This is a genomic window from Pseudoalteromonas sp. SWN29 (assembly GCF_015864465.1).
In the GTDB taxonomy this organism is placed as follows: Bacteria; Pseudomonadota; Gammaproteobacteria; order Enterobacterales; family Alteromonadaceae; genus Pseudoalteromonas.
This window is the reverse complement of record NZ_JADYXE010000017.1, coordinates 51861-72848: the sequence shown is the minus strand read 5'-3', so window position 1 is coordinate 72848 and position 20988 is coordinate 51861. Positions and strand designations below refer to the sequence as shown.

Annotated in this window: 23 protein-coding genes; 15 read left to right on the top strand and 8 right to left on the bottom strand. The window is 39.4% G+C overall.

Features of this window, described 5'->3' with window-relative positions; all coding sequences use genetic code 11:
- The 6 genes from pta (at position 1) to I6F53_RS08555 (ending at position 5440) form a co-directional block, all read left to right on the top strand.
- Positions 1-2160, top strand: a complete 2160-nt coding sequence (gene pta, locus I6F53_RS08580) for a phosphate acetyltransferase (protein WP_197179498.1) — start codon at positions 1-3, stop codon at positions 2158-2160.
- A 227-nt stretch (positions 2161-2387) separates the two neighbouring features.
- Entirely contained in the window at positions 2388-2774 is a 387-nt protein-coding gene (locus I6F53_RS08575) for an ACT domain-containing protein (protein WP_197179500.1), read from the top strand.
- A gap of 3 nt (positions 2775-2777) precedes the next feature.
- Entirely contained in the window at positions 2778-3275 is a 498-nt protein-coding gene (locus I6F53_RS08570) for a PTS glucose transporter subunit IIA (RefSeq protein ID WP_166421400.1), read from the top strand.
- Between the two features lie 4 nt (positions 3276-3279).
- A complete protein-coding gene (locus I6F53_RS08565) occupies positions 3280-3624 on the top strand; it encodes an ArsC family reductase (protein ID WP_166421401.1) in 345 nt (114 codons plus the stop codon).
- Positions 3624-4754 carry a succinyl-diaminopimelate desuccinylase gene (dapE, locus tag I6F53_RS08560; RefSeq protein ID WP_197179501.1) on the top strand — a complete coding sequence of 377 codons (1131 nt, stop codon included), beginning with the start codon at positions 3624-3626 and terminating at the stop codon, positions 4752-4754. The genes I6F53_RS08565 and dapE overlap by 1 nt, the downstream gene beginning before the upstream one ends.
- Positions 4754-5440: a M15 family metallopeptidase gene (locus I6F53_RS08555; RefSeq protein WP_197179502.1), complete on the top strand. Its 687-nt coding sequence runs from the start codon at positions 4754-4756 to the stop codon at positions 5438-5440. The genes dapE and I6F53_RS08555 overlap by 1 nt, the downstream gene beginning before the upstream one ends.
- Positions 5441-5463: 23 nt before the next feature.
- Here the strand turns inward: I6F53_RS08555 and I6F53_RS08550 are convergent, their stop codons facing one another.
- Positions 5464-6333 carry a DMT family transporter gene (locus I6F53_RS08550; protein WP_197179503.1) on the bottom strand — a complete coding sequence of 290 codons (870 nt, stop codon included), beginning with the start codon at positions 6331-6333 and terminating at the stop codon, positions 5464-5466.
- 656 nt (positions 6334-6989) lie between these two features.
- On the opposite strand from I6F53_RS08550, the gene I6F53_RS08545 reads away from it, so the two are divergent.
- The 4 genes from I6F53_RS08545 (at position 6990) to I6F53_RS08530 (ending at position 9975) form a co-directional block, all read left to right on the top strand.
- Entirely contained in the window at positions 6990-8354 is a 1365-nt protein-coding gene (locus I6F53_RS08545) for a COG3014 family protein (RefSeq protein WP_197179504.1), read from the top strand.
- An 8-nt stretch (positions 8355-8362) separates the two neighbouring features.
- Positions 8363-8788, top strand: a complete 426-nt coding sequence (locus tag I6F53_RS08540) for a YcfL family protein (RefSeq protein WP_007582549.1) — start codon at positions 8363-8365, stop codon at positions 8786-8788.
- 11 nt (positions 8789-8799) lie between these two features.
- On the top strand, positions 8800-9420 hold the full coding sequence (gene lpoB / locus I6F53_RS08535; protein WP_197179505.1) for a penicillin-binding protein activator LpoB: 621 nt from the start codon (positions 8800-8802) through the stop codon (positions 9418-9420).
- An 87-nt stretch (positions 9421-9507) separates the two neighbouring features.
- A complete protein-coding gene (locus I6F53_RS08530; protein ID WP_197179507.1) occupies positions 9508-9975 on the top strand; it encodes a glycine zipper 2TM domain-containing protein in 468 nt (155 codons plus the stop codon).
- A gap of 75 nt (positions 9976-10050) precedes the next feature.
- On the opposite strand, the gene I6F53_RS08525 is transcribed toward I6F53_RS08530, so the two are convergent.
- Positions 10051-11268, bottom strand: a complete 1218-nt coding sequence (locus I6F53_RS08525) for a pyridoxal phosphate-dependent aminotransferase (protein WP_197179509.1) — start codon at positions 11266-11268, stop codon at positions 10051-10053.
- A 105-nt stretch (positions 11269-11373) separates the two neighbouring features.
- A complete protein-coding gene (locus I6F53_RS08520) occupies positions 11374-11718 on the bottom strand; it encodes an Hpt domain-containing protein (RefSeq protein ID WP_007582543.1) in 345 nt (114 codons plus the stop codon).
- Between the two features lie 137 nt (positions 11719-11855).
- Here I6F53_RS08520 and I6F53_RS08515 point away from each other — a divergent pair, with 137 nt between their 5' ends.
- Together I6F53_RS08515 and I6F53_RS08510 are read left to right on the top strand one after the other, a co-directional pair.
- On the top strand, positions 11856-12452 hold the full coding sequence (locus I6F53_RS08515; protein ID WP_010554237.1) for a tRNA-uridine aminocarboxypropyltransferase: 597 nt from the start codon (positions 11856-11858) through the stop codon (positions 12450-12452).
- A 24-nt stretch (positions 12453-12476) separates the two neighbouring features.
- Positions 12477-13259, top strand: coding sequence for a CLCA_X family protein (locus tag I6F53_RS08510; protein ID WP_165727525.1), 783 nt, complete (start codon positions 12477-12479; stop codon positions 13257-13259).
- A 48-nt stretch (positions 13260-13307) separates the two neighbouring features.
- Here the strand turns inward: I6F53_RS08510 and I6F53_RS08505 are convergent, their stop codons facing one another.
- Positions 13308-13871: a cysteine hydrolase family protein gene (locus tag I6F53_RS08505; RefSeq protein ID WP_024592527.1), complete on the bottom strand. Its 564-nt coding sequence runs from the start codon at positions 13869-13871 to the stop codon at positions 13308-13310.
- A 99-nt stretch (positions 13872-13970) separates the two neighbouring features.
- Between I6F53_RS08505 and I6F53_RS08500 the strand changes: the two genes are divergently transcribed.
- The gene (locus I6F53_RS08500) at positions 13971-14894 is read left to right on the top strand and encodes a GlxA family transcriptional regulator (protein ID WP_166421413.1); all 924 of its coding nucleotides are present in this window, start codon (positions 13971-13973) and stop codon (positions 14892-14894) included.
- 229 nt (positions 14895-15123) lie between these two features.
- Here I6F53_RS08500 and dcd read toward each other — a convergent pair whose 3' ends face one another.
- Positions 15124-15708, bottom strand: a complete 585-nt coding sequence (gene dcd, locus I6F53_RS08495) for a dCTP deaminase (RefSeq protein ID WP_007582539.1) — start codon at positions 15706-15708, stop codon at positions 15124-15126.
- A 6-nt stretch (positions 15709-15714) separates the two neighbouring features.
- The gene (gene apbC, locus I6F53_RS08490) at positions 15715-16791 is read right to left on the bottom strand and encodes an iron-sulfur cluster carrier protein ApbC (protein WP_197239165.1); all 1077 of its coding nucleotides are present in this window, start codon (positions 16789-16791) and stop codon (positions 15715-15717) included.
- A gap of 187 nt (positions 16792-16978) precedes the next feature.
- Between apbC and metG the strand changes: the two genes are divergently transcribed.
- On the top strand, positions 16979-19000 hold the full coding sequence (gene metG, locus I6F53_RS08485) for a methionine--tRNA ligase (protein WP_197239164.1): 2022 nt from the start codon (positions 16979-16981) through the stop codon (positions 18998-19000).
- A 121-nt stretch (positions 19001-19121) separates the two neighbouring features.
- Entirely contained in the window at positions 19122-19769 is a 648-nt protein-coding gene (locus I6F53_RS08480; protein ID WP_165727382.1) for a bifunctional 4-hydroxy-2-oxoglutarate aldolase/2-dehydro-3-deoxy-phosphogluconate aldolase, read from the top strand.
- Between the two features lie 81 nt (positions 19770-19850).
- Here the strand turns inward: I6F53_RS08480 and lepB are convergent, their stop codons facing one another.
- Both lepB and I6F53_RS08470 read right to left on the bottom strand, forming a co-directional pair.
- A complete protein-coding gene (gene lepB / locus I6F53_RS08475; protein ID WP_197179528.1) occupies positions 19851-20501 on the bottom strand; it encodes a signal peptidase I in 651 nt (216 codons plus the stop codon).
- 152 nt (positions 20502-20653) lie between these two features.
- Entirely contained in the window at positions 20654-20908 is a 255-nt protein-coding gene (locus I6F53_RS08470) for a DUF2999 family protein (RefSeq protein ID WP_002963210.1), read from the bottom strand.
- Positions 20909-20988 lie beyond the last annotated feature (80 nt).

Sequence of the window (20988 nt, the reverse complement as noted above, 5' to 3'; positions counted from 1 at the left end):
ATGGCACGTCGTATTATGTTAATTCCTGTATCTACCGGTGTGGGTTTAACATCTGTATCGGTTGGTTTAGTGCGTGCACTTGAACAAAAAACAGTTAAAGTTAACTTTTTCAAACCCATCGCTCAGCCTCGTTCAGGCGAAACAGGTCCTGAAAAATCAACACAAATAGTGACTCAAGGTTCACCTATTAATCCACCTCTGCCTTTTGCACTTGATTATGCTGAGCAAATGATTGCTGACGGTAAAGGTGATGACCTATTAGAGGAGATTGTTGAACGTTTTGAGAGTAAAATTAACGATGATGAAGTCGCTATTATTGAAGGTATGGTAACCACTCGTCGCCAACCTTATGCTGGGCGTGTAAACCGCGAAATTGCACAAACACTCGGCGCCGAAATTGTATTTGTACTTACCCCTGGTAATTACACCATTACACAAATAGAAGACCGCCTTGAAATTGCAGCAGGTAACTATGGGGGCATTGATCATCCTCGCGTACTAGGCTGTATTTTTAATAAAGTAAATGCACCACTTGATGAAGAAGGCCGCGCCCGTGCCGATTTAGTCGACGCCTATAAACCTGAAGAGCTTGAAAACGAATTAAATCGTTTAGCGTCTTTACCTATTTTTAGAAAAAACCCGTTTATGTTGCTTGGTGCAATCCCGTGGGATTTTGACTTGGTAGCACCGCGCGTAAAAGATTTAAGCGCCTATTTAAAAGCCACCATTATTAACGAAGGCGACATGCTTCATCGCCGTCTGCGCCGTATTACTTTTTGCGCGCGTACGGTATCAAACATTTTAAACTACTTTACGCCAGGTGCTTTATTAGTTACCCCTGGCGATCGCTCAGACATACTTGTTGCAGCATGCCTATCGGCAATGAATGGCACAAAACTTGGCGCTATATTGTTAACCGGAGGGTATAAGCCTGAGCCGAGAATTATGGCCTTGTGTGAGCAAGCCATGCAAACCGGTTTACCAATACTTGCAACCGATGCCGACACATGGCGTACATCACTACTACTACATAACTTTAATATGGAAGTACCGAGTGATGATGACCAACGAATTGAAAAAGTAAAAAATCATAACGCAGAGCATATCAATTCAAATTGGCTCGACACACTTGCAAAAAGTGTGGGCAAAACACGTAAACTATCACCACCCGCATTTCGTTACTTACTGACTAATAAAGCGCGTAAAGCAGGTAAAACCGTGGTATTGCCAGAGGGAAATGAACCTCGCACTATAAAAGCAGCGGCTATTTGCGGACAACGCGGAATTGCTAAAACTATACTACTGGGCGATCGCGAAGAAATAATGCGTATTGCCGAGCAACAAGGTATTGAGCTAAACGAACATGTAAGTATTATCGAGCCAAAAAGTATTATAAATGATTATATTGCACCTATGGTCGAAATTCGTAAAAGCAAAGGCCTAACTGCTGTAGTAGCACAAGAGCAACTACAAGATAACGTGGTGCTTGGCACAATGATGCTTGAACAAGGTAAAGTAGATGGTTTGGTGTCGGGCGCAGTAAACACCACCGCCAATACGATTCGCCCTGCACTTCAGCTCATTAAAACTGCACCGGGTTCATCGTTAGTATCATCCGTATTTTTTATGCTACTTCCAGATCAAGTATTAGTTTATGGTGACTGCGCTATTAATCCAGACCCTAATGCTGAACAACTTGCAGATATAGCCATTCAATCTGCCGATTCTGCTGCCGCATTTGGCATAGAGCCACGAGTAGCAATGATCAGCTACAGCACAGGTACTTCGGGTACAGGTGCCGATGTTGAAAAAGTACGCGAAGCAACGAAAATTGCGCAGCAAAAACGTCCAGACTTAATTATTGACGGTCCACTACAATACGATGCCGCTATTATGGAAAATGTCGCACTTAAAAAAGCACCTAATAGCCCTGTTGCAGGTAAAGCCACTGTATTTATATTTCCTGATTTAAATACGGGTAATACCACCTATAAAGCAGTACAAAGAAGTGCTGACTTAATAAGTATTGGGCCTATGCTGCAAGGTATGCGTAAACCTGTAAACGATTTGAGTCGGGGAGCATTAGTGGATGATATTGTGTATACAATTGCCTTAACTGCCATTCAAGCAGCTCAAGCAGAAGCACTAATTATGCATTAAGCTTAACATGTGTTTTTTATAGCCTAGCTATTATTTATTTAATAATTAACTAGTTAGGCTATTTATACCCTGCAACCCCCATACTTATCCACAGAAATTGTGGGTAAGTTTTTAATCTCCATTAAAATCGATTTACTAACGCTTACTTTAGTCGCTGTTACACCTTTAATTTAAAGCCAATAATCTATACTATAAAGCTATTAATAATGCTGTATCGCAGGCGTTTAATGTCAAAACAAACATTACTATTACACAGCACAGTTTTATCTATACACAGTTTAGATGTAGACGCCGATATACCTGCGGCACTCCTAAAGCTTCCTTTATTTTTTATATCTAAAACTCATGATGAACTATCCATTGTTTGCCCTAGTAGCTTTGAAATACACTCCCTAGATACCGAGTCTGATTGGCAAGCACTTGAAGTAGTAGGCCCACTTGGCTTTTCGTTAACGGGAATAATGGCCAATATATCGGGGGTATTAGCGCGTGCTAAAATTTCTATTTTTTCAATCTCAACCTACGATACCGATTATATTTTAGTAAAAAAACAAACGGCGTCACAAGCGCTTACTGCATTAAAAAAAGAGGGTTACAACGTGGTGGCCGAATAGCTTATGAAAGCACAAACAATAGAGTATTTAGCACTCAATAAAACACCTCGTAATGCCATTCTTATTACAAGTCCATTTACAGGTAAAGTAATGTCGCTGAAAGAACACCCCGAACCTATTTTTAGATTTGGTATTCTTGGACCCGGTATTACGGTGACGCTCAGTAGTCACAAAATTTTAGCGCCCTTTGACGGTACATTATTACAAGTAAAAAACGCAGGTGCTGAGTTTATTTTACAAGCTAAAAATGGCTTAAAAGTCTTAATAAACTTAACAATTCCTGATTCGCAATCAATTACGCACACACACATAGCACAACTAAATGGCAGTGAAATAAGTAAAGGTCAGCGCCTTGCTTATTTTGATTTACGCGAATTAGATACACCTATGCTAGCAAGTTTAATTTTACTTAATGGCCATAATCTTGGCACATTTCATTACTCACATTCGCATGTAAACGCGGGTGTAGACACCCTATTAACTATTATTAAGAAGAACTAAATTTATGATCACTTTATACGGTATTAGTAATTGCGATACGATAAAAAAAGCAAAAAAATACTTAGCCGACAACAATATCGAATTTACGTTTCATGATTACCGCAAAGATGGCGTAAACGAGCAAATGGTGAATGATTTTGCAGATAAGCTTGATTGGGAGCAACTCGTTAATAAAAGAGGCACAACTTATCGCGCATTATCCGATGAGCAAAAACAGAGCCTAACTAAAGAAAGTGCTATCCCATTGTTAGTTGAGCAACCTGCCATGATCAAACGCCCAGTACTTGTAAGTAATGGCAGTTATCATTTAGGTTTTAAAGCAGCGCAATATGACGAGATTTTTAAATAATGACTAGTGACGTAATTAAACTCGCCCAAGCGCTAATCCAACGTGAATCGGTAACACCCGAAGATGCTGGCTGCCAACAAATGATGAACGATCGCCTTGCTGTGGTTGGCTTTAATATAGAGTCATTATTTTTTACCGACACACTAAATACATGGGCTCGAAAAGGCACTCAATCACCACATTTTTGTTTTGCTGGCCATACTGATGTTGTGCCCACAGGTCCTGAAAAAAATTGGCAACATCCGCCGTTTTCAGGATTAATAAAAGATGGCCTATTGCATGGGCGTGGCGCTGCCGATATGAAAGGCTCATTAGCTGCAATGCTTGTAGCAACCGAGCGCTTTGTTACTAAGAATCCTGATCATAAAGGTTCGATTTCTTTTTTAATTACTTCTGACGAAGAAGGCCCGTTTGTAAACGGGACTACTCGCGTAATTGATACATTAGAAGCACGCGGTGAAAAAATTGATATGTGCCTTGTAGGCGAGCCATCATCACGCGATGTACTCGGTGATGTGGTTAAAAATGGTCGCAGAGGTTCACTTACCGCTTTTTTAACCGTTAAAGGTATACAAGGTCATGTGGCCTACCCGCATTTAGCACAAAACCCAATTCACTTAGCGACGCCAGCACTTACTGAGCTTAGCCAAACGGTATGGGATAACGGCAACGAATACTTCCCCGCCACCAGCTTTCAAATTTCAAATATTAATGGTGGTACGGGTGCGGGTAATGTTATTCCGGGTGAGCTTGAAGTACAGTTTAACTTTAGATTTAGCACGCAAGTAACGCATGAGCAATTACAGCAACGTGTAAATGACATTCTACAAAAGCATGACTTAAATTATGAATTAAGCTGGATAGTAAATGGCTTGCCTTTTATTACCGAGCATGGCCCGCTTGTTGATGCCACAGTTAAAGCAATTAAATCAGTAACCGGTTTAACCACCAACCTAGAAACCACTGGCGGTACATCAGATGGTCGCTTTATTGCACAAACAGGCGCTAAAGTAATTGAACTTGGCCCGCGTAACGCCACTATTCATAAAGTAGATGAATGCGTAAGTACCGATGATTTAATAACCCTTACCGACATTTACGAGCAAATATTAGAGCAACTTTTAACATAATGGATGTCACTCAACCAACACCAATAATGTGTATTACTGGCCAAAGTGATACACATTTAGCTGATATACAAAATCATCGCTTGCACAGCGCTATTATCAGCGACTTTTTAGCACTACAAAGTGCAGCCAAAAAAGCAGGATTTGAGCTTACTATTGCCTCAAGTTTTCGTGATTTTAATCGTCAATCAATTATTTGGGATAATAAGTTTTTAGGTATTCGCCCTGTTTTTAATAAACAGCAAGAGATTGTCGATTTAACTAAGCTAAGCGATAGTGATAAGTGTATAGCGATCATGCTCTACTCTGCATTACCAGGGGCAAGTAGGCATCACTTAGGGACCGATTTAGATGTGTTTGATAAAGCAGCAGTGAGTGATGACTATAAACTACAGCTAACACCTGATGAGTACCAGCAAGGTGGTCCGTTTGCGCCTTTAAGTAATTGGCTTGATACACACCTAGCTAAATTTGGTTTTTATCGTCCTTACCAGCATGATTTAGGCGGCGTAGCACCCGAGCTTTGGCATATAAGCCATATTAAGCAATCACAATTGTTAGTGAATACGCTTAGCGAGCAAGTACTTTTTGAATGCATAAAAAATAGTAAACTACAGGGCAAGCAGGCAATACTTGATAACTTACCCGCTATTTATACACGCTTTGTAACAAACGTGAGTCCCCCTTAAAAAGAAGATTAACTTAAATAATATTAAGCCTTCTTTTTATTTAAGATAAATACCAGCACCGCGCCTAATATTAACGAGCTTGCTATTACAAACTCCATTGTTACCTGCTCTGATAAAAACAAGACACCAGCAATGGCTGCAAGTACAGGTACACAAAGCTGCACAACAGCAGCTTGTGTACTTTTAAGCAGTGGCATAGCCACATACCAAACACTGTAACCAATTCCAGAAGCTATCGCACCCGAGGCACATGCAAGTAACACCCCTTCAATACTCATATTTTTTAAATAACTCATACCTACAAGTAATAAAACAGGAATAGCCACTAAGCTTCTAATAAAGTTAAATCCAGTAGTACGCAGTGGCGATACACACACTTTACCGCGAATACTGTAAATACCCCATGCAACACCACTGAGTGCCATAAGCGATGCACCTAATAAAGAAGGCACCGCAGCAGAAGGCAGCATTAAATATACAAATCCACCTAATGCCACTATAAACGCGCACCACTGAAGCACACTCAACTGCTCTTTTTTATAGATACCCCAACCAATCATAGTGAGTTGCACAGCGGAGAATAAAATAAGTGCGCCAGTGCCTGTATCTAGCTCTACATAGGCAATCGAAAAACAAAGCGCATAAACTAAAAGGCTAATACTGCTTCGCCAGCTTCCTTTGTCACTTAAAATAGCGGTATTAAATGTGCCTTTTCGTTTTAAATTATGAGTATAAATAGCCATTATAATACCTAAACACGCCGCACCACTAAGTAAACGGATTACAGTAAAGTTCCAAGCATCTATATAGCCCTCGGCTAAGGCCATTCTGCAAAAAAGAGAATTTGCGGCAAACGCAATTAAAGCAATTAATGTGTACAACGTAGCTTTCAAAAAAAATTCCTTAGCAATAAAAGCGAATTACAGCGTTATTTCAATTAATTAATTAACCTACTAAGCTCAAAACATTATCATAAGCATCTATAAAACCGCTTACTGAGCAGCACATTTAAACAGGATTGGTATAACTGTGCAAAGAGAGTATTTAGTTTAATAAATTAGATCATCTACGCTTTAGGGATCATTGTATTTAATAAGACCAATAAAGTAGCTTAAGCATTTCACTATTGTTACTCAACAAGAAAAATTCACACTTTGTTGACTAGGGCGTGTGGACCTTTGTGGATTGAAATTTGTTCAATCTAGGGGAGATTTAATCGCGGCGCGAGGTTTGTAACCTAGTGGGCTAAGTCAAAACCGAGCAACAAAGAGTTAATCGCCCCTAGAAAGAACCCTTTGGGCAGCGCCTGTTTGGCATTTATGCTGCGTTATCGCCTATTTATGGGGAATAACCACACTTCATAGGCTCTGCCTTACTTAAATACCAAACATGCTGCTGAAAAATCAACCACCAAAGATCAACACGCCCTAATATCATCTTATATTTGAATGCTAACAGTCAGTATTACTCTACGATTTTTTACAATATTTCACACATTTAGCTAAAAATAATATGTTAATGTATACAGGTAAATTAAGAGGAGTGCGCAGTGCGCCTAAGTATAATTTTAAGCTTTTGTTGGATTTTAAGTGGGTGTAGCACAATGGGCTTTAATGACCTATTTAATGACTATGCCACGCAAATGACACCAATAAGAAATGCGGTCGAAAAAAATAATATCGAAGAAGCCCAATCTCTTATTGCTAATAATAGCGCCATGCACAGTAGCTACTTACTCAATCAACTTGAGCAAGCTCGCTTAAACGACTTAGCCAACACACCAGAGGGTGCACAAAGTAAGTTTGAAAACGTGTATACCCAAATGCAAAAAAAACGCGAAGGTGCCAAAATACAAGTAAGTGCAGGGCTTGAACAAAGTAATGCATTATTTACTAACGACTCAGCAATAACCTATGTACCACCAGCTTACGAAATGAGCATGCTACACAGTTATAAAGCACTTAACTATGTATATAAAAATGATGTAGAAGGTGCTTTAGTCGAAATTCGTCGTGCTAATAAAGTACAAGTTGATGCACTTAGCGAAAATGAAGCAGAAGTCGACTCAACAGTTAAAGAAGCGCAGCAGCACTACCCTAGCATGGGTAATGTGACCAGAGATGTAAAAAATGGCTTTCAAAATGCCTACACATTTTACTTATCTGCTTTGCTTTACCAAAGTGCTAAACAATACGACGACGCGTACATTGATTACAAAAAAGCACTGGCTATACAACCTAACAATGTTTATTTACAGCAAGACGTAATGCGCCTTGCTAAAAAACAAGGGTTTGATCAAGACCTAAGTGAATTTAAAAAGCGTTTTAGTGATGCACCTACTATTTCTGCAACACAAGGCGAAGTAATTGTTTTATTTGAACAAGGCTTAGTACCAAAACAAGATGAATTTAAGCTACGTTTACCAATTTATTCATCAGGTGGCGATGCACGCTTTTACAGCTTAGCAATGCCAGTGTACAAAGATAACGCCTATGTGCGTCGTCTTAACAACATAAATATAGATGCACAAAGTTTAGAACTTAGCCCACTGGTACATCTTGAAGCACTTGCAGCTAAAACGTTAGAAGATCAAATACCTGCAAAAGTCGCTCGCCAAGTACTTAGGCTTGTTGCAAAAGAGAAGGTGCGTGCAGAGCTTGCACGCAGCGCAGGTGATGTAGGTAACATACTCGCTAACATTTATAATTTGGCGTCTGAGCAAGCCGATACACGTAGCTGGCTTACACTTCCAAATCAAATAAGCGTTGCAAGGCAAAGCCTAAATACAGGTGAGCATTCCCTTAATATAGGCACACAAGCACCTATAAATTTCACCATTAGTAAGCAAGGGTTAACGTTAATTTACTTAACCTCTATTAATAACTACTTTAATTACCACGTAGTTCAACTTTAGGAGCCATCATGAAATACATAGCGCCATTATTAGCAGTCTTAATGCTCAGTGCATGTTCCAGCAAACCGGTTACATCGGGTATTTCTGTTGAACAAAATAAAAATCAGTTCAATGAGCAATTACGTGTAGATAACCCAGAACTCGGTAAAAAGCTGGCCATTACTGATGTTAAAACACGTCAAACTAACCAGTTAACCGACGTGGTAGTGACACTTTCGAGCCAGTATAAAAAGTCACAGTATTTACAGTATCAATTTAATTGGTTTGATAAAGACGGCTTTGTGATTAAAGGCAACCACTCGCCTTGGCAAGCTCTTACCTTATTTGGTTTTGCAAAAACACAACTACCGGGCTTAGCACCTAGCTCTGATGCAGTTACCTTTTCTTTAGCAGTAAGAGAAGTGTCTACCGAATCACAAGAATTTAAAGATTAAAGGAAACAATTATGATCATCAGTAAAAAACTTAAAACAGCATCAACTTACGCTTTAGTTGGCTTAAGCGCTTTAGTACTCAGCGGCTGTGCTAATAAAGCCGTAGTAAGTTATGGCGATGCACAAGCAGTAGAAACAACAGATATTAACTTTGGTTCTACCGACTTACAAAAAGTAGCGAGCCAAATGACCGACTCATTACTAAGCTCACCTGTGGTTGGCACAATGACCGCTAATAAACGCCCTGTAGTATTTGTTGAGCGTATTAAAAATAAAACCAGCGAGCACATTGATACAGAGTCAATCACCGATTCAATCTCAACACAAATGCTGCGCAGCGGTAAATTTCGCTTTGTAGATATGACCCGTGTTGAATCAGTACGTGAACAATTAACGTTTCAAAACGAAGATGCCCTTGTTAACCCTGCAACAGCCGTTGCATTTGGTAAACAAATTGGCGCGCAATATATGTTATATGGAAATTTATCGAGCATAGTTAAATCAAATGCCGATAAATCAGACGTATACTACAAATTTACAATGCGTTTAATGGATATGGAAAGCGGCCTAGTTGAGTGGGCAGACGAAACTGAAATTCGTAAAACGAAAGAAAAATCAACCTTTGGCTGGTAGCTAATACCAATCTGCTTATATATGAGGTCTATTTAACGAATTAAATTGATCAAAGATTTATGCAGGTTGGTATAAAAGGAGCAAGTTATGAAAGCAATTACTGTAATAATGTGCGCTTTACTTACAATTAGTGCACCTACGTTTGCTAAATACGAGCGCAATAAAGCAGTCCCTGTGCAGCAAGTTTTATTTGGTGACGTGAAGTCGGTACGCAATATTACCGAGCAAGAAATCATTCAAGATAAAAACAACGGTTGGAAAACCTTTGGCGGTGCATTACTCGGTGGCGTAGTAGGCAACCAATTTGGTGGAGGTAGCGGCCGTACTGTAGCAACAATGTTAGGCTCGGTAATCGGCGGCAGTGTTGCACACAACAGGCAACAGCAAAGTCATTATCAGCAAAATCACTTTGTTGAACTACTAATACAAGTTGAAAATGGCGACCAGTTTATGGTTGTTCAAGATCAGGACCAATCTATGCGTTTTAGCAAAGGCGATAACGTAAGGTTAGTGTACTTGAACGACAATACAGTGCGTGTAGATAAAGCGTACTAGCCAATATATCTAGTATATTCATGACTAAAGTAAAAACGAGCCAAATTTGGCTCGTTTTTTTATGCATTTAAGTAATTATACTTGTCGGTAATCTTTAAAAAAGCGTTTCATTTTTAACATCGCATCGGATAAATCATCTTTGCTTGGTAAAAATACTAATCTAAAGTGATCAGGCTCTGGCCAATTAAACGCCCTGCCATGCACAAGTAATATTTTTTCGGCTTTTAGTAAATCGTACATCATCTTTTCATCATCTTTGACGTTAAAAAGTGCTATATCTACTTTGGCAAATGCATAGAGCGCGCCTTTAGGTTTTTTACAACTAATGCCTTCAATATCATTTAATCCACGCCATGCAATATCACGCTGCTCATATAAGCGCCCACCCGGGTTTATTAGACTATCAATTGATTGCACGCCGCCCAAAGCCTGTTGAATCGCATACTGTGCAGGTACATTTGCGCACAAACGCATAGATGAAAGTATTTCTAGGCCTTTGCGTAAATCATCCATTACCGAGGTACGACCACTTAGAACCATCCACCCCATTCTCAGCCCCGCTGCACGGTAGGTTTTAGCTAAACCATTAAAAGTAATAATAGGCACATCGTCGCAAAGTGAGCCGATTGAAGTATGCGTTATACCATCGTATAAAATCTTTTCGTAAATTTCATCGCTCAATAACAGCAGTTTATGTTCACGCGCTATATCAATTAATTGCATTAACAAATCATCACTGTAAACCGCACCAGTAGGATTATTAGGATTAATTAATACCAGAGCTTTAGTTTTAGACGTGATTTTACTTTTTATATCGGCAATGTCCGGAAACCAATCTTGCTCTTCATCACATAAATAATGTACCGGATTACCACCCGATAACGTGACCGAAGCAGTCCAAAGTGGATAATCTGGAGCAGGAATAAGCACTTCGTCACCATTATTTAATAGCGCTTGGGTGATCATCTGAATAAGTTCGCTTACGCCATTACCAATATAAATGTTATCTACATCTAAATTATGTAATCCACGTTGTTGGTAGTGCTGATAAATAGCCACGCGGGCTGAATAGAGGCCTTTAGAGTCACAGTAACCTTGGGCTGAATATAAGTTGCGGATAATATCTCGGTGCATATCTTCTGGCATATCAAAACCAAAAGCAGCCGGATTACCTATATTCAATTTTAATACTTTTTGACCTTCGTCTTCCATTTTTTTAGCTTGTGCTAAAACCGGCCCACGAATGTCATAACATACACCTTCTAATTTGTGACTCTTTTTAATATCAGACATTTTTACCTCGACTAGTGAATCTTTAGACTAACCTAGTAAAGGCATAAAATGCCAGTGTATTTAAGCGCTTAATACTGAAATAAATTCACGTTTCAGTTTCAATAATTAACGAGATGCTAACCATTCATTTAGCTTAGCTTGAGAGCCTGTTACTTGAGCCATTAAACTATTAGATGCGTCGATGGCTTCAGCTAAGTTATCTAGGTTTAAATTTTGTTCAATAACGCGAGACACTTCAGCAAGGCTTGAAGCCCCAAACTGCGCCGCGTTAGATTTTAAGCTGTGAGAGTGACGAATCGCCGCTTCTCTGTCTTTTCCAATGGTTGCTAAAACTTCAGAGCCTAAACGCTCAAACTCCGAGCAGCAAAAATCAAGTGTATCAGCAAACTGCTCACCCAATAACGATTCCATACTCTCTAATGCTGATGTATCAATATTTATTTCTGTCATATTTTAAGCCCTTAAAACAATCCATGTAAATTACAGTTTAATAGTACTACTTTATATTGATGCGTAAAAAAAACCAACTTAATTACCTTATAAATGTATAATTGTGAGGATCATACTGGCAACAAAAAGTTTATTAAATGGCACGCACACTTTGTAATCATTGTAACTTTGCACTTAACACCTGTATTTGCAGCGCAATTACAAATATAAACAACAAAGTTAAGGTTATTATTCTACAGCACCCAAGCGAAGAAAAAATAGCAAAAAATACCGCTAAACTACTCAATTTGTGTCTAACTGATTGCCAAATAGTCAAAGGCGAAAATAATGACGACTTTTCTATTCTTAAATCACTGCCAGTAAGCTCAACTGTTTTGCTCTACCCTAACGAACACGCTGTAAATTTAGACGATAGCGCTGAGCAATCTAATATAAAAAACATCACCCATTTAATCGTGGTTGATGGTACATGGAAAAAAGCCTACAAAATTTTGCAGCTCACCACATTGCTAAATCAATTCAAAACGGTCAGTTTTAAACAGTTACCTAAAAATCGTTATGCTATTCGTAAAGCCCCTAGGGCCGACAGCCTATCCACACTTGAAGCCGTAGCGCATAGTTTGTTTTTAATAGAGCAGTTAAATCCTGCACCACTTTATAATGTGCTTGATGAATTAATACAAAAACAAACCCAACACATGCCCGAGCACGTAAAAGCACGTTACTTAGATTAAATTCGTTACTATATGAAACTTGCAATGCGTAACTACCCTAACAGGCTAAAACGTGGCTTTACTCGCCAAGGCCCCGACTATCGCTTTGACGACCAAGTCGACTTTAGCGATATAAGAGATACCTTTGGCTTTAGATCAATGGTCGTCGGTAAATGGGTAACTAAAGAAGAGCGCTACATTAGCGCTAATTTAATTTACGATGCACTGGCCGACCTTGCACAAATACTGCATTTACCGCCTAAAGCGATTGGCCTGCGCGGCAAACTTAATTTTGCATTTGGGCATGGCGGTCAAAAAGGTGTACAAGCGCATTATAATGCAGCTTCTCAAACGCTTGCCCTTGCAAAAAATGCAGGCGGTGGTGCACTTGCTCACGAATGGTTTCATGCGTTTGACCATCATATAAGCGAGCATTTATTTGCAGCAAAACCACGATTTGGTTTTGCCTCAAAATTATGGCTTTCAAACACGCCTAATTTATCGCATCCACTTAATAATGCTTTGAACAGTTTTTATAAACATGTATTTTTAGATGAGCACGGCGTTGATGCAAATAACTTTGTACAAACGTGTATAGAACACGATAAAGCCCACAATATGAATTATATGAGCATGCCAGAAGAGCTTGCAGCACGGTGTTTTGAAGCCTGTATTGAGCAGCATTCAAATATAAAAAATAGCTTTTTAGTGGGGGGCTTACAAAGTAGTAATTTAATATACCCAAATATTGGGCATATTAATAAAGCAAATGAAGCGCTTAACCAGTACTTTGAACTACTGGGTTATGCGCTTCATAAAATGGATTAAATCAGCTCTTAAAGTGATGCTTAGCTAAACCATTACCTGTACTAATGGTTAGCGAACTAAATCTAGTAATTTGTCTGTGCTCTGAACATTACAATAACCAAAGCTCAATGCAGCCATAAATGCATGATGAACATTATGTGCAGATACTACCACCCCATTAAATTCAAGATCTAATGTAGCACAAGCATCATGTGCTACATGACATTCATAGCCAAAATCTACTGCAGCACGAGTGACAGCATCAATACACATATGGCTCATAGCACCAACAATAATCAACCTTTCAACGTTGAGCTCTTCTAGTACTCTTTGTAAATCTGTATCGCGAAAACTATTTATTTGATGCTTTAAAACGACCGGCTCACCTTCAATTGGAGTAACCGTAGGATGGATTTTCGCACCATCAGAGTTAGGCACAAAGAACGGAGCCTCGTCAGAAGGAAACTCATGACGAACATGAACTACAGGCATACCATTATCACGAAATTGAGCTAGTAGTATTGCTGCATTTTCTGAGGCTTTTTCAGTTCCAGACAGAGGCCATTTAGCTCCTTCGAATGTAGAGTAATAATCGTTTTGTAAATCAATAAGTAGTAATGCTATGTTAGACATAATAATCTCTCTTATGTTGTTTAGGTTATCTGTTGAGACTATTATGCAAAACATCAACTCATTACACCGATGGCGAAATAGCCATAAATCAGTTTAAAAATGACAAAGCATGTTCAGATCACAATTATCGACTACCCCAACGCCCTACAAAGTGCAGTACAAGGCTTTAAAGAGTTATTTTTTTTGGCAAACAGGATAGTTATAGAAAGCCAGCTTGAAGTTCAGTTCTCTGTAAAGGTCATTCAGCCCGATATAGATTTAGATGGGATGAGCCAAAATGATATTATTATTCTTCCACCAAACTTAGATGGTGATTATTTCTTCACGCCTCAACCCAAGTTGTTGCAATACCTCAACGAGGCTCATCAAAAAGGGACTATATTATGCTCTGCTTGCGCTGGTGCATTTATACTTGCCAAAACAGGCTTATTAAATAATCGTGTTGCTACAACACATTGGCAATTAGCTGATGAATTTCATGAGGCATTCCCTAAAGTATCTCTTGAGATTGAAAGTTTACTAATTAATGACGGTGATATTATTAGCGCAGGTGGGCTGATGTCATGGATTGATCTAGGGCTAGAAATCGTGGCTCAATTCACAAAACCACACGTTATGCGTACACTTGGAAAGTTTCTTATCGTTGATACGGGTAGAAGAGAACAACGCTATTACGGTAGTTTTTCGCCAAAACTTAATCACGGGAATAAACAAATATTACTAGTTCAGCATTTCATTCAAGCAAATTATAGTAAAACACTGAATGTTTCTGTACTAGCAGCTTTGGCCTGTATGAGCGAGCGAACATTTCTTCGACAATTTACCCATGCCACAACATTAAAGCCGATACAGTATATTCAAAAAATAAGAGTGCAAAAGGCATGTGAGCTATTAGAATCGACCACTCACAGTTTTGAGCGAGTGGCTCTGAATATTGGCTATGACGATGTAAACAGTTTTCGCAAAGTATTTATTAAGATAATCGGATTAAGCCCTACGGCGTTTAAAGAAAGATTTGTTTGAATAGATAGTACCAAAGGGAAGAATCATTAATTACCGTTGTATTCTCACTTCACTATTAAAATAAATGGCTATTATTGTAAATATTGAATTAAAGGTATAAAGCTTTCATCTTTATACTTAGCAAACTTGTTGCACCCACTTAATAAAGCAAATGAAGCGCTTAACCAGTATCTTGCACTACTGGGTTATGCGCTTCATAAAATGGACGAATAAAAGCTTTATTTAGTGGTTACTTATCGTCACTAATACGACTTGCTACTGCACTGTTTTGATCTTTATATTTTGCATCTTTACGGATGTTGTATGGGTTTTCACACGGGCCCGATAGCATTTCAAAGCTCATAGCCCCAATTTTCATCAGTGGGCGAAGCGCGAGTGGTAATTTACCTGAGTTGTAAAACTCTAAAACAATATTACCGCTCCAGCCTGGATCTATTCGGTGCGCAGTTACATGCACCATTAAACCTAAACGCGCAAGCGATGAGCGTCCATCTAACCAGCCTACTATGTCTGCTGGCAGAGTTACTTTTTCGTGTGTTATAGCAAGTGCAAGTTCACCTGGGTGTAAAAAGAATGCTTCACCTTCATCAAGCACTATTTCTTCACTCATGATTGATTCCATGGCTTTATTTAGCTGATCTTTTGGACCACTTAAATCGACGTATGCCGCGTTGTGTGCATTAAAAGTTCTGAATTTATTACCTAATCGCAAATCGGCAGTTACGCCTGAAATCATGTCACTTGTTGGCGCAGGCTCAATAACAATGCGACCATCGCTTAGGTATTCATTAATATGTGTGTCTGAAAGTCTCATTATTTACTAATCTTCTGTAATCACAATTTCAATCGCATTGTGATGCTGTTGATAATAAAGCGTGCTGGCTATAAGCCTCGCTGCTGCGCTGTATGTTTTGCTTATTGCCGCGTCGTTATCGTTGGCAATAAGTTTTCCTTGCTCAGAATACTCGCGTATATCTATTGCAAGAGGAATATGACTAAGTACGGGTACGCCGTGCTTGTGCGCAAGTTTTTGTGCGCCGTCTTTACCAAATACGTGGTTAGCTTCGCCGCAATGGCTGCAAATGTAATAACTCATGTTTTCAATTAAGCCCAGCACTGGCACGTTTACTTTATTAAACATGGCAATGCCTTTTTGCGCATCGGCAAGGGCTAAGTCTTGCGGCGTAGTGACAATAACAGTGCCGCTCGCTGGTACTTTTTGGCTCATTGTAAGTTGAATATCACCAGTGCCCGGTGGCATATCTACAATTAAGTAATCAAGCTCGCCCCAATCAGTCTCGTTAAGCAATTGGCTAAGCGCGCCTGAAGCCATTGGCCCGCGCCATACGGTGGCATCATCGCTTGGGACTAAAAAGCCAATTGACTGCGCTTTAATGCCATTGGCATCAAAAGGCTGTAGCTGTTTGTTATCTTTAGTGACGGGCTCTGCGCCCACCAAGCCCAAAAGCATTGGAATCGACGGCCCATAAATATCAGCATCTAAAATACCGACCTTTACGCCTTCATTTTTAAGGGCGCCCGCCAAGTTAACGGCAGTAGTCGACTTACCTACTCCTCCTTTGCCTGAGGCAATAAGTACAATATGTTTAATCGCTTTAAATTTAGCCGCCTCTTTAATGATAACCTTGGCGCTAATTGTTACAGCCACATTTAAGCTTTCACTTACGTGTTGCTCAACTAAAGGCATTTCTGATTGCCCAGCAAATGGTAAGGTTAATTTAATGTGTAGTGATTTATCGTCATTTTGAGTAATAGTATCAATGAAGCTTTCGTCAATACCGACGGCAAAAGCCGCACTACGATATGCCGCTAAGGCAGTAATAATCGGTTGTTTTTGCACCGATTTAGAAGAGAATAGTTTCGACAGTCCAAACATAGCAATTAAATAGCGTTTCTTTGATGAAAAGTGCCACGGAATTATGTAACATTCAGGGCATTAACACCAGTCAATTAATAAAAATCCATAAGCTGTGCGCACTCTAAGCAGATAGCTTGTAGATAAATTAATGATAATTGCCGTTTGTATAATAAAAACGGCGTTTTATCCTCAATTCGGAATGATTATGACGCAGCGAAAGATCCTGATTACCAGCGCATTACCTTATGCAAATGGCCCTACTCACCTAGGTCATTTATTGGAATATATTCAAACTGATATTTGGTCACGTTTTCAAAAACTACAGGGCCACGAAGCTTATTATGTTTGCGCAGACGATGCCCACGGCACGCCAATTATGCTTAATGCGCAAAAGCAAGGGATCACGCCTGAAGAAATGGTAAAACAAGTGAGCATAGAGCGCCAACGCGACTTCGCTGACTTTAATATCAAATTTGATAACTACCACAGCACGCATAGCCAAGAAAACAAAGAATTAAGCGAACTTATTTATAACCGCCTAAACGATGCCGGTCATATTAAAAAGCACACTATTTCGCAATTATTCGATCCAGAAAAAGGTATTTTCTTACCCGATCGTTTTGTAACTGGTACTTGCCCAACGTGTAAATCTGAAAACCAAAACGGCGACAGTTGTGATTCGTGTGGTGCTACATACAGCCCTACCGAACTCATTAATCCGCGTTCTGTAATGTCAGGTGCAGAGCCTGTACTTAAAGATTCTGAACATTACTTTTTTGACCTGCCAGCATTTGAAGGCATGCTAAAAGAGTGGTTACACTCGGGCACTATTCAACAAGAAATGGCTAACAAGCTAGACGAATGGTTTACCGATGGCCTGCAGCAGTGGGATATTAGCCGTGATGCGCCTTACTTTGGTTTTGAAATTCCAAATGCACCGGGCAAATATTTTTACGTTTGGTTAGATGCACCTATTGGTTACATGGCGAGCTTTAAAAACCTATGTGATAAAAAAGGCATCAACTTTGATGAGTTTTGGGCTGAAGGTTCAGACGCTGAGCTTTATCACTTTATTGGTAAAGACATCATTTATTTCCACAGCTTATTTTGGCCAGCAATGTTAGAAGGCGCTAATTTTAGAAAGCCAACTAACGTATTCGCTCATGGTTTTGTTACTGTAAATGGCGAAAAAATGTCTAAATCAAAGGGTACGTTTATTAAAGCGCGTACTTATTTAGATAACTTAAACCCAGAGTACTTACGTTACTACTACGCAGCAAAATTAAGCAGCGGTATTGTTGATCTTGATTTAAACCTAGAAGACTTTGCACAACGCGTAAATTCAGACCTAGTAGGTAAAGTAGTAAACATAGCGAGCCGTTGTGCTGGCTTTATTACTAAAAAGTTTGATGGCAAGCTAAGCAGCACTATTATGCAACCAGAGCTGTTAGCAGAGTTTCAAGCGGCTGCACCTAGCATTACAACACACTATGAGAACCGCGATTACAGCCGCGCAATTCGCGAAATAATGGCGCTTGCCGACAAAGCAAACCAATTTATTGATGGCGCAGCACCTTGGGTATTAATTAAAGACGAAACTAAGCAACAAGAAGCACACGAAGTGTGTTCTCTTGGTCTTAACTTGTTCCGCGTTTTAATTACTTATTTAAAACCAGTGCTACCAGAAATGGCCGACAACGTACAAGCATTTTTAAATGACGACCTTGCATGGGACGACGTTCAAAATGCTCTCGTAAGCCACCCTATCAATAAATTTAAACCGTTAATGCAGCGTGTTGAAATGGATAAAGTAAATAAAATGGTTGAAGAATCTAAAGAAAGCTTAGCGCCAAAAGTAACTATTGACCCTAACAGCCCACTTGCAAAAGAGCCGATTAGCGACGAAATAGAATTTGATGACTTTGCAAAAGTAGACTTACGCGTAGCTAAAATTGCTAAAGCAGAGCACGTAGAAGGCGCTGATAAACTACTTAAGCTAACACTTGATTTAGGCGGCGAAACTCGCCAAGTGTTTGCAGGTATTAAATCAGCTTACGCACCAGAGGATCTCGAAGGTAAGTTAACCGTTATGGTCGCTAACCTTAAGCCTCGTAAAATGCGCTTTGGTATGTCTGAGGGCATGGTATTAGCAGCAGGTCCTGGCGGAAAAGAAATTTATATTCTTAACCCAGATGACGGCTCAGAGCCTGGTATGCGCGTAATGTAATATTACTCATACAATAAAAACCGCTGATACATCAGCGGTTTTTTTATGGGCTTCCCTATTTGCTTTATAAGCATTATTTAAATAATATCAGTGTATTAAAATATTTTTTAGATCAACAACCATGACCAGCAACCTTGATACCCAAAGACTAAATACCAGTGCGCTAATCAAGCAATATAAGTTACTCGCAATCTTACGCTTAAAACAACAAAGCGACGTAGCTCCATTAATTGATTGCTTAGTTAATGCAGGCATAAACGCACTCGAAATCACTTCAAACACGCCTGGCTTTGAGCAAGAAATAACAAAAGCACGCGCAGCTCATAAAAACGCACTTATTGGTGCAGGCACAATAATTAACACCACCCTTGCTCAGCAAGCAATTGATGCAGGCGCGCAGTTTATTGTAACGCCAAATACCAACAAATCGGTTGTCGAACTTGCCCACCAGCACGGGTTGCCGGTATTAATGGGCGCGCTAACACCTACCGATGTAGCAAATGCAATTGAATATAAGGCAGATATTATTAAGGTATTTCCTGCGGGCAGTATGGGCGTTGGTTACTTTAAAGCATTAACAGGTCCATTTTCAGAAGCACAATTAATACCTGTTGGTGGTGTGAATTTAGATAATTTATCACAATGGTTTGAAGCAGGTGCTTGTGGCGCGGCAGTAAGTGGCGATTTTTGTAAGGTATTAAATACCGAACAAGAGCGTAGCCACCTTACCAAGCTTGTAAAAAACTATATAAGTAAACTGCCTAAATAGGCAGTTTATTTTATTTATAAAATAGCCAAATGTGTGCTCATAAAATTTGATTGGGCGCTATACAAAATTAACTATTACTAATTAATTCAGCTTTTTCAATACACGTTCTTTTCTTGGTAGGTAATAATTATCGTAATCAAGTGACACTATAACGCGCTCTGCTTTTCCTAATAACTCATCACGCGGAATTAAACCAATTACACGCGAGTCAGCGCTATTATCGCGGTTGTCGCCCATTGCTAAATAATAATCATCCGGAATGGTGATTGCATCAAACCCCGATAAACGTGAAGGAATATTTGCCACTCTTATCGAATGCTCTAGCCCGTTTAAATTTTCAATTTTATCAAGCGAGTCTATGTTGCTTCGCTGATCTGCATAATTAAGCTTTTTACCATTAATAATGAGCTCGTTGTTTTCTAGCGCAACGGTATCTCCTGGTACACCTATTACACGTTTAATTAAGCGGTTATCGGCAGCTTGTGAGTCAAAAACAATAATATCACCGGTTTGTGGGTCCGCTAGTTTAAGTAATTTTATATGCGTAAATGGTAGACGGATATCGTAAGCCATTTTATCCGTTAAAATTCTGTCGCCTTCTTGAATGGTTGGCTTCATTGAGCCTGTTGGCACTTCGTACCAGTCAGCTACAGCGCTTCTAAATACGCTCATCAGTGCTATAAATACGATAAGAGCGCGGTTGTTTTTCCAAAACCTATAAAGCGGTTTCATATTATTTCCCAGCGTTAATTAAGTATTATTATGACTAACTAAATACAGAGCAGTTCAATGTAGAGTGTAACAAAAAGTGTGAGGTTTACGGCGGGTATAGCAAGGTAGTTGCTTACCTTGCTATATGATCAATCTGAAAATTAGATTATAAATTATTGTTGATTTAGTTTTTCTTTTGCTTCTTTTACTTTTTCAAAATCCAAACCAAGTTCGTCAGTCGCTTCTTTGATCAGATGCGGTTGCGTCATCACGACTGCCATAAGTTGCTGTAGTTTCTCTGGCGGAATACCAAGCTCTTGAACAAGCGCCATTGCCATCATTGGGTTTTGAGTAAACGCTTCAAACAATGCTTTTACTTTTTCATCGCTTACATTGTGCTCTTTAAGTATTGCTAGTATTGGGTTCATTTTTAACCTTGTGTGTTTTGTACGTATTTTATATTACTAAATTATATTAGCTGAGCCATGCATTAACAACGTCAATACAC

Coding starts and splice junctions, on each gene's coding strand:
- pta (WP_197179498.1), top strand. CDS start 1: ATGGCACGTCGTATTATGTTAATTCCTGTATCTACCGGTGTGGGTTTA.
- I6F53_RS08575 (WP_197179500.1), top strand. CDS start 2,388: ATGTCAAAACAAACATTACTATTACACAGCACAGTTTTATCTATACAC.
- I6F53_RS08570 (WP_166421400.1), top strand. CDS start 2,778: ATGAAAGCACAAACAATAGAGTATTTAGCACTCAATAAAACACCTCGT.
- I6F53_RS08565 (WP_166421401.1), top strand. CDS start 3,280: ATGATCACTTTATACGGTATTAGTAATTGCGATACGATAAAAAAAGCA.
- dapE (WP_197179501.1), top strand. CDS start 3,624: ATGACTAGTGACGTAATTAAACTCGCCCAAGCGCTAATCCAACGTGAA.
- I6F53_RS08555 (WP_197179502.1), top strand. CDS start 4,754: ATGGATGTCACTCAACCAACACCAATAATGTGTATTACTGGCCAAAGT.
- I6F53_RS08540 (WP_007582549.1), top strand. CDS start 8,363: ATGAAATACATAGCGCCATTATTAGCAGTCTTAATGCTCAGTGCATGT.
- lpoB (WP_197179505.1), top strand. CDS start 8,800: ATGATCATCAGTAAAAAACTTAAAACAGCATCAACTTACGCTTTAGTT.
- I6F53_RS08530 (WP_197179507.1), top strand. CDS start 9,508: ATGAAAGCAATTACTGTAATAATGTGCGCTTTACTTACAATTAGTGCA.
- I6F53_RS08525 (WP_197179509.1), bottom strand. CDS start 11,268: ATGTCTGATATTAAAAAGAGTCACAAATTAGAAGGTGTATGTTATGAC.
- I6F53_RS08520 (WP_007582543.1), bottom strand. CDS start 11,718: ATGACAGAAATAAATATTGATACATCAGCATTAGAGAGTATGGAATCG.
- I6F53_RS08515 (WP_010554237.1), top strand. CDS start 11,856: ATGGCACGCACACTTTGTAATCATTGTAACTTTGCACTTAACACCTGT.
- I6F53_RS08510 (WP_165727525.1), top strand. CDS start 12,477: ATGCGTAACTACCCTAACAGGCTAAAACGTGGCTTTACTCGCCAAGGC.
- I6F53_RS08505 (WP_024592527.1), bottom strand. CDS start 13,871: ATGTCTAACATAGCATTACTACTTATTGATTTACAAAACGATTATTAC.
- I6F53_RS08500 (WP_166421413.1), top strand. CDS start 13,971: ATGACAAAGCATGTTCAGATCACAATTATCGACTACCCCAACGCCCTA.
- dcd (WP_007582539.1), bottom strand. CDS start 15,708: ATGAGACTTTCAGACACACATATTAATGAATACCTAAGCGATGGTCGC.
- apbC (WP_197239165.1), bottom strand. CDS start 16,791: ATGTTTGGACTGTCGAAACTATTCTCTTCTAAATCGGTGCAAAAACAA.
- metG (WP_197239164.1), top strand. CDS start 16,979: ATGACGCAGCGAAAGATCCTGATTACCAGCGCATTACCTTATGCAAAT.
- I6F53_RS08480 (WP_165727382.1), top strand. CDS start 19,122: ATGACCAGCAACCTTGATACCCAAAGACTAAATACCAGTGCGCTAATC.
- lepB (WP_197179528.1), bottom strand. CDS start 20,501: ATGAAACCGCTTTATAGGTTTTGGAAAAACAACCGCGCTCTTATCGTA.
- I6F53_RS08470 (WP_002963210.1), bottom strand. CDS start 20,908: ATGAACCCAATACTAGCAATACTTAAAGAGCACAATGTAAGCGATGAA.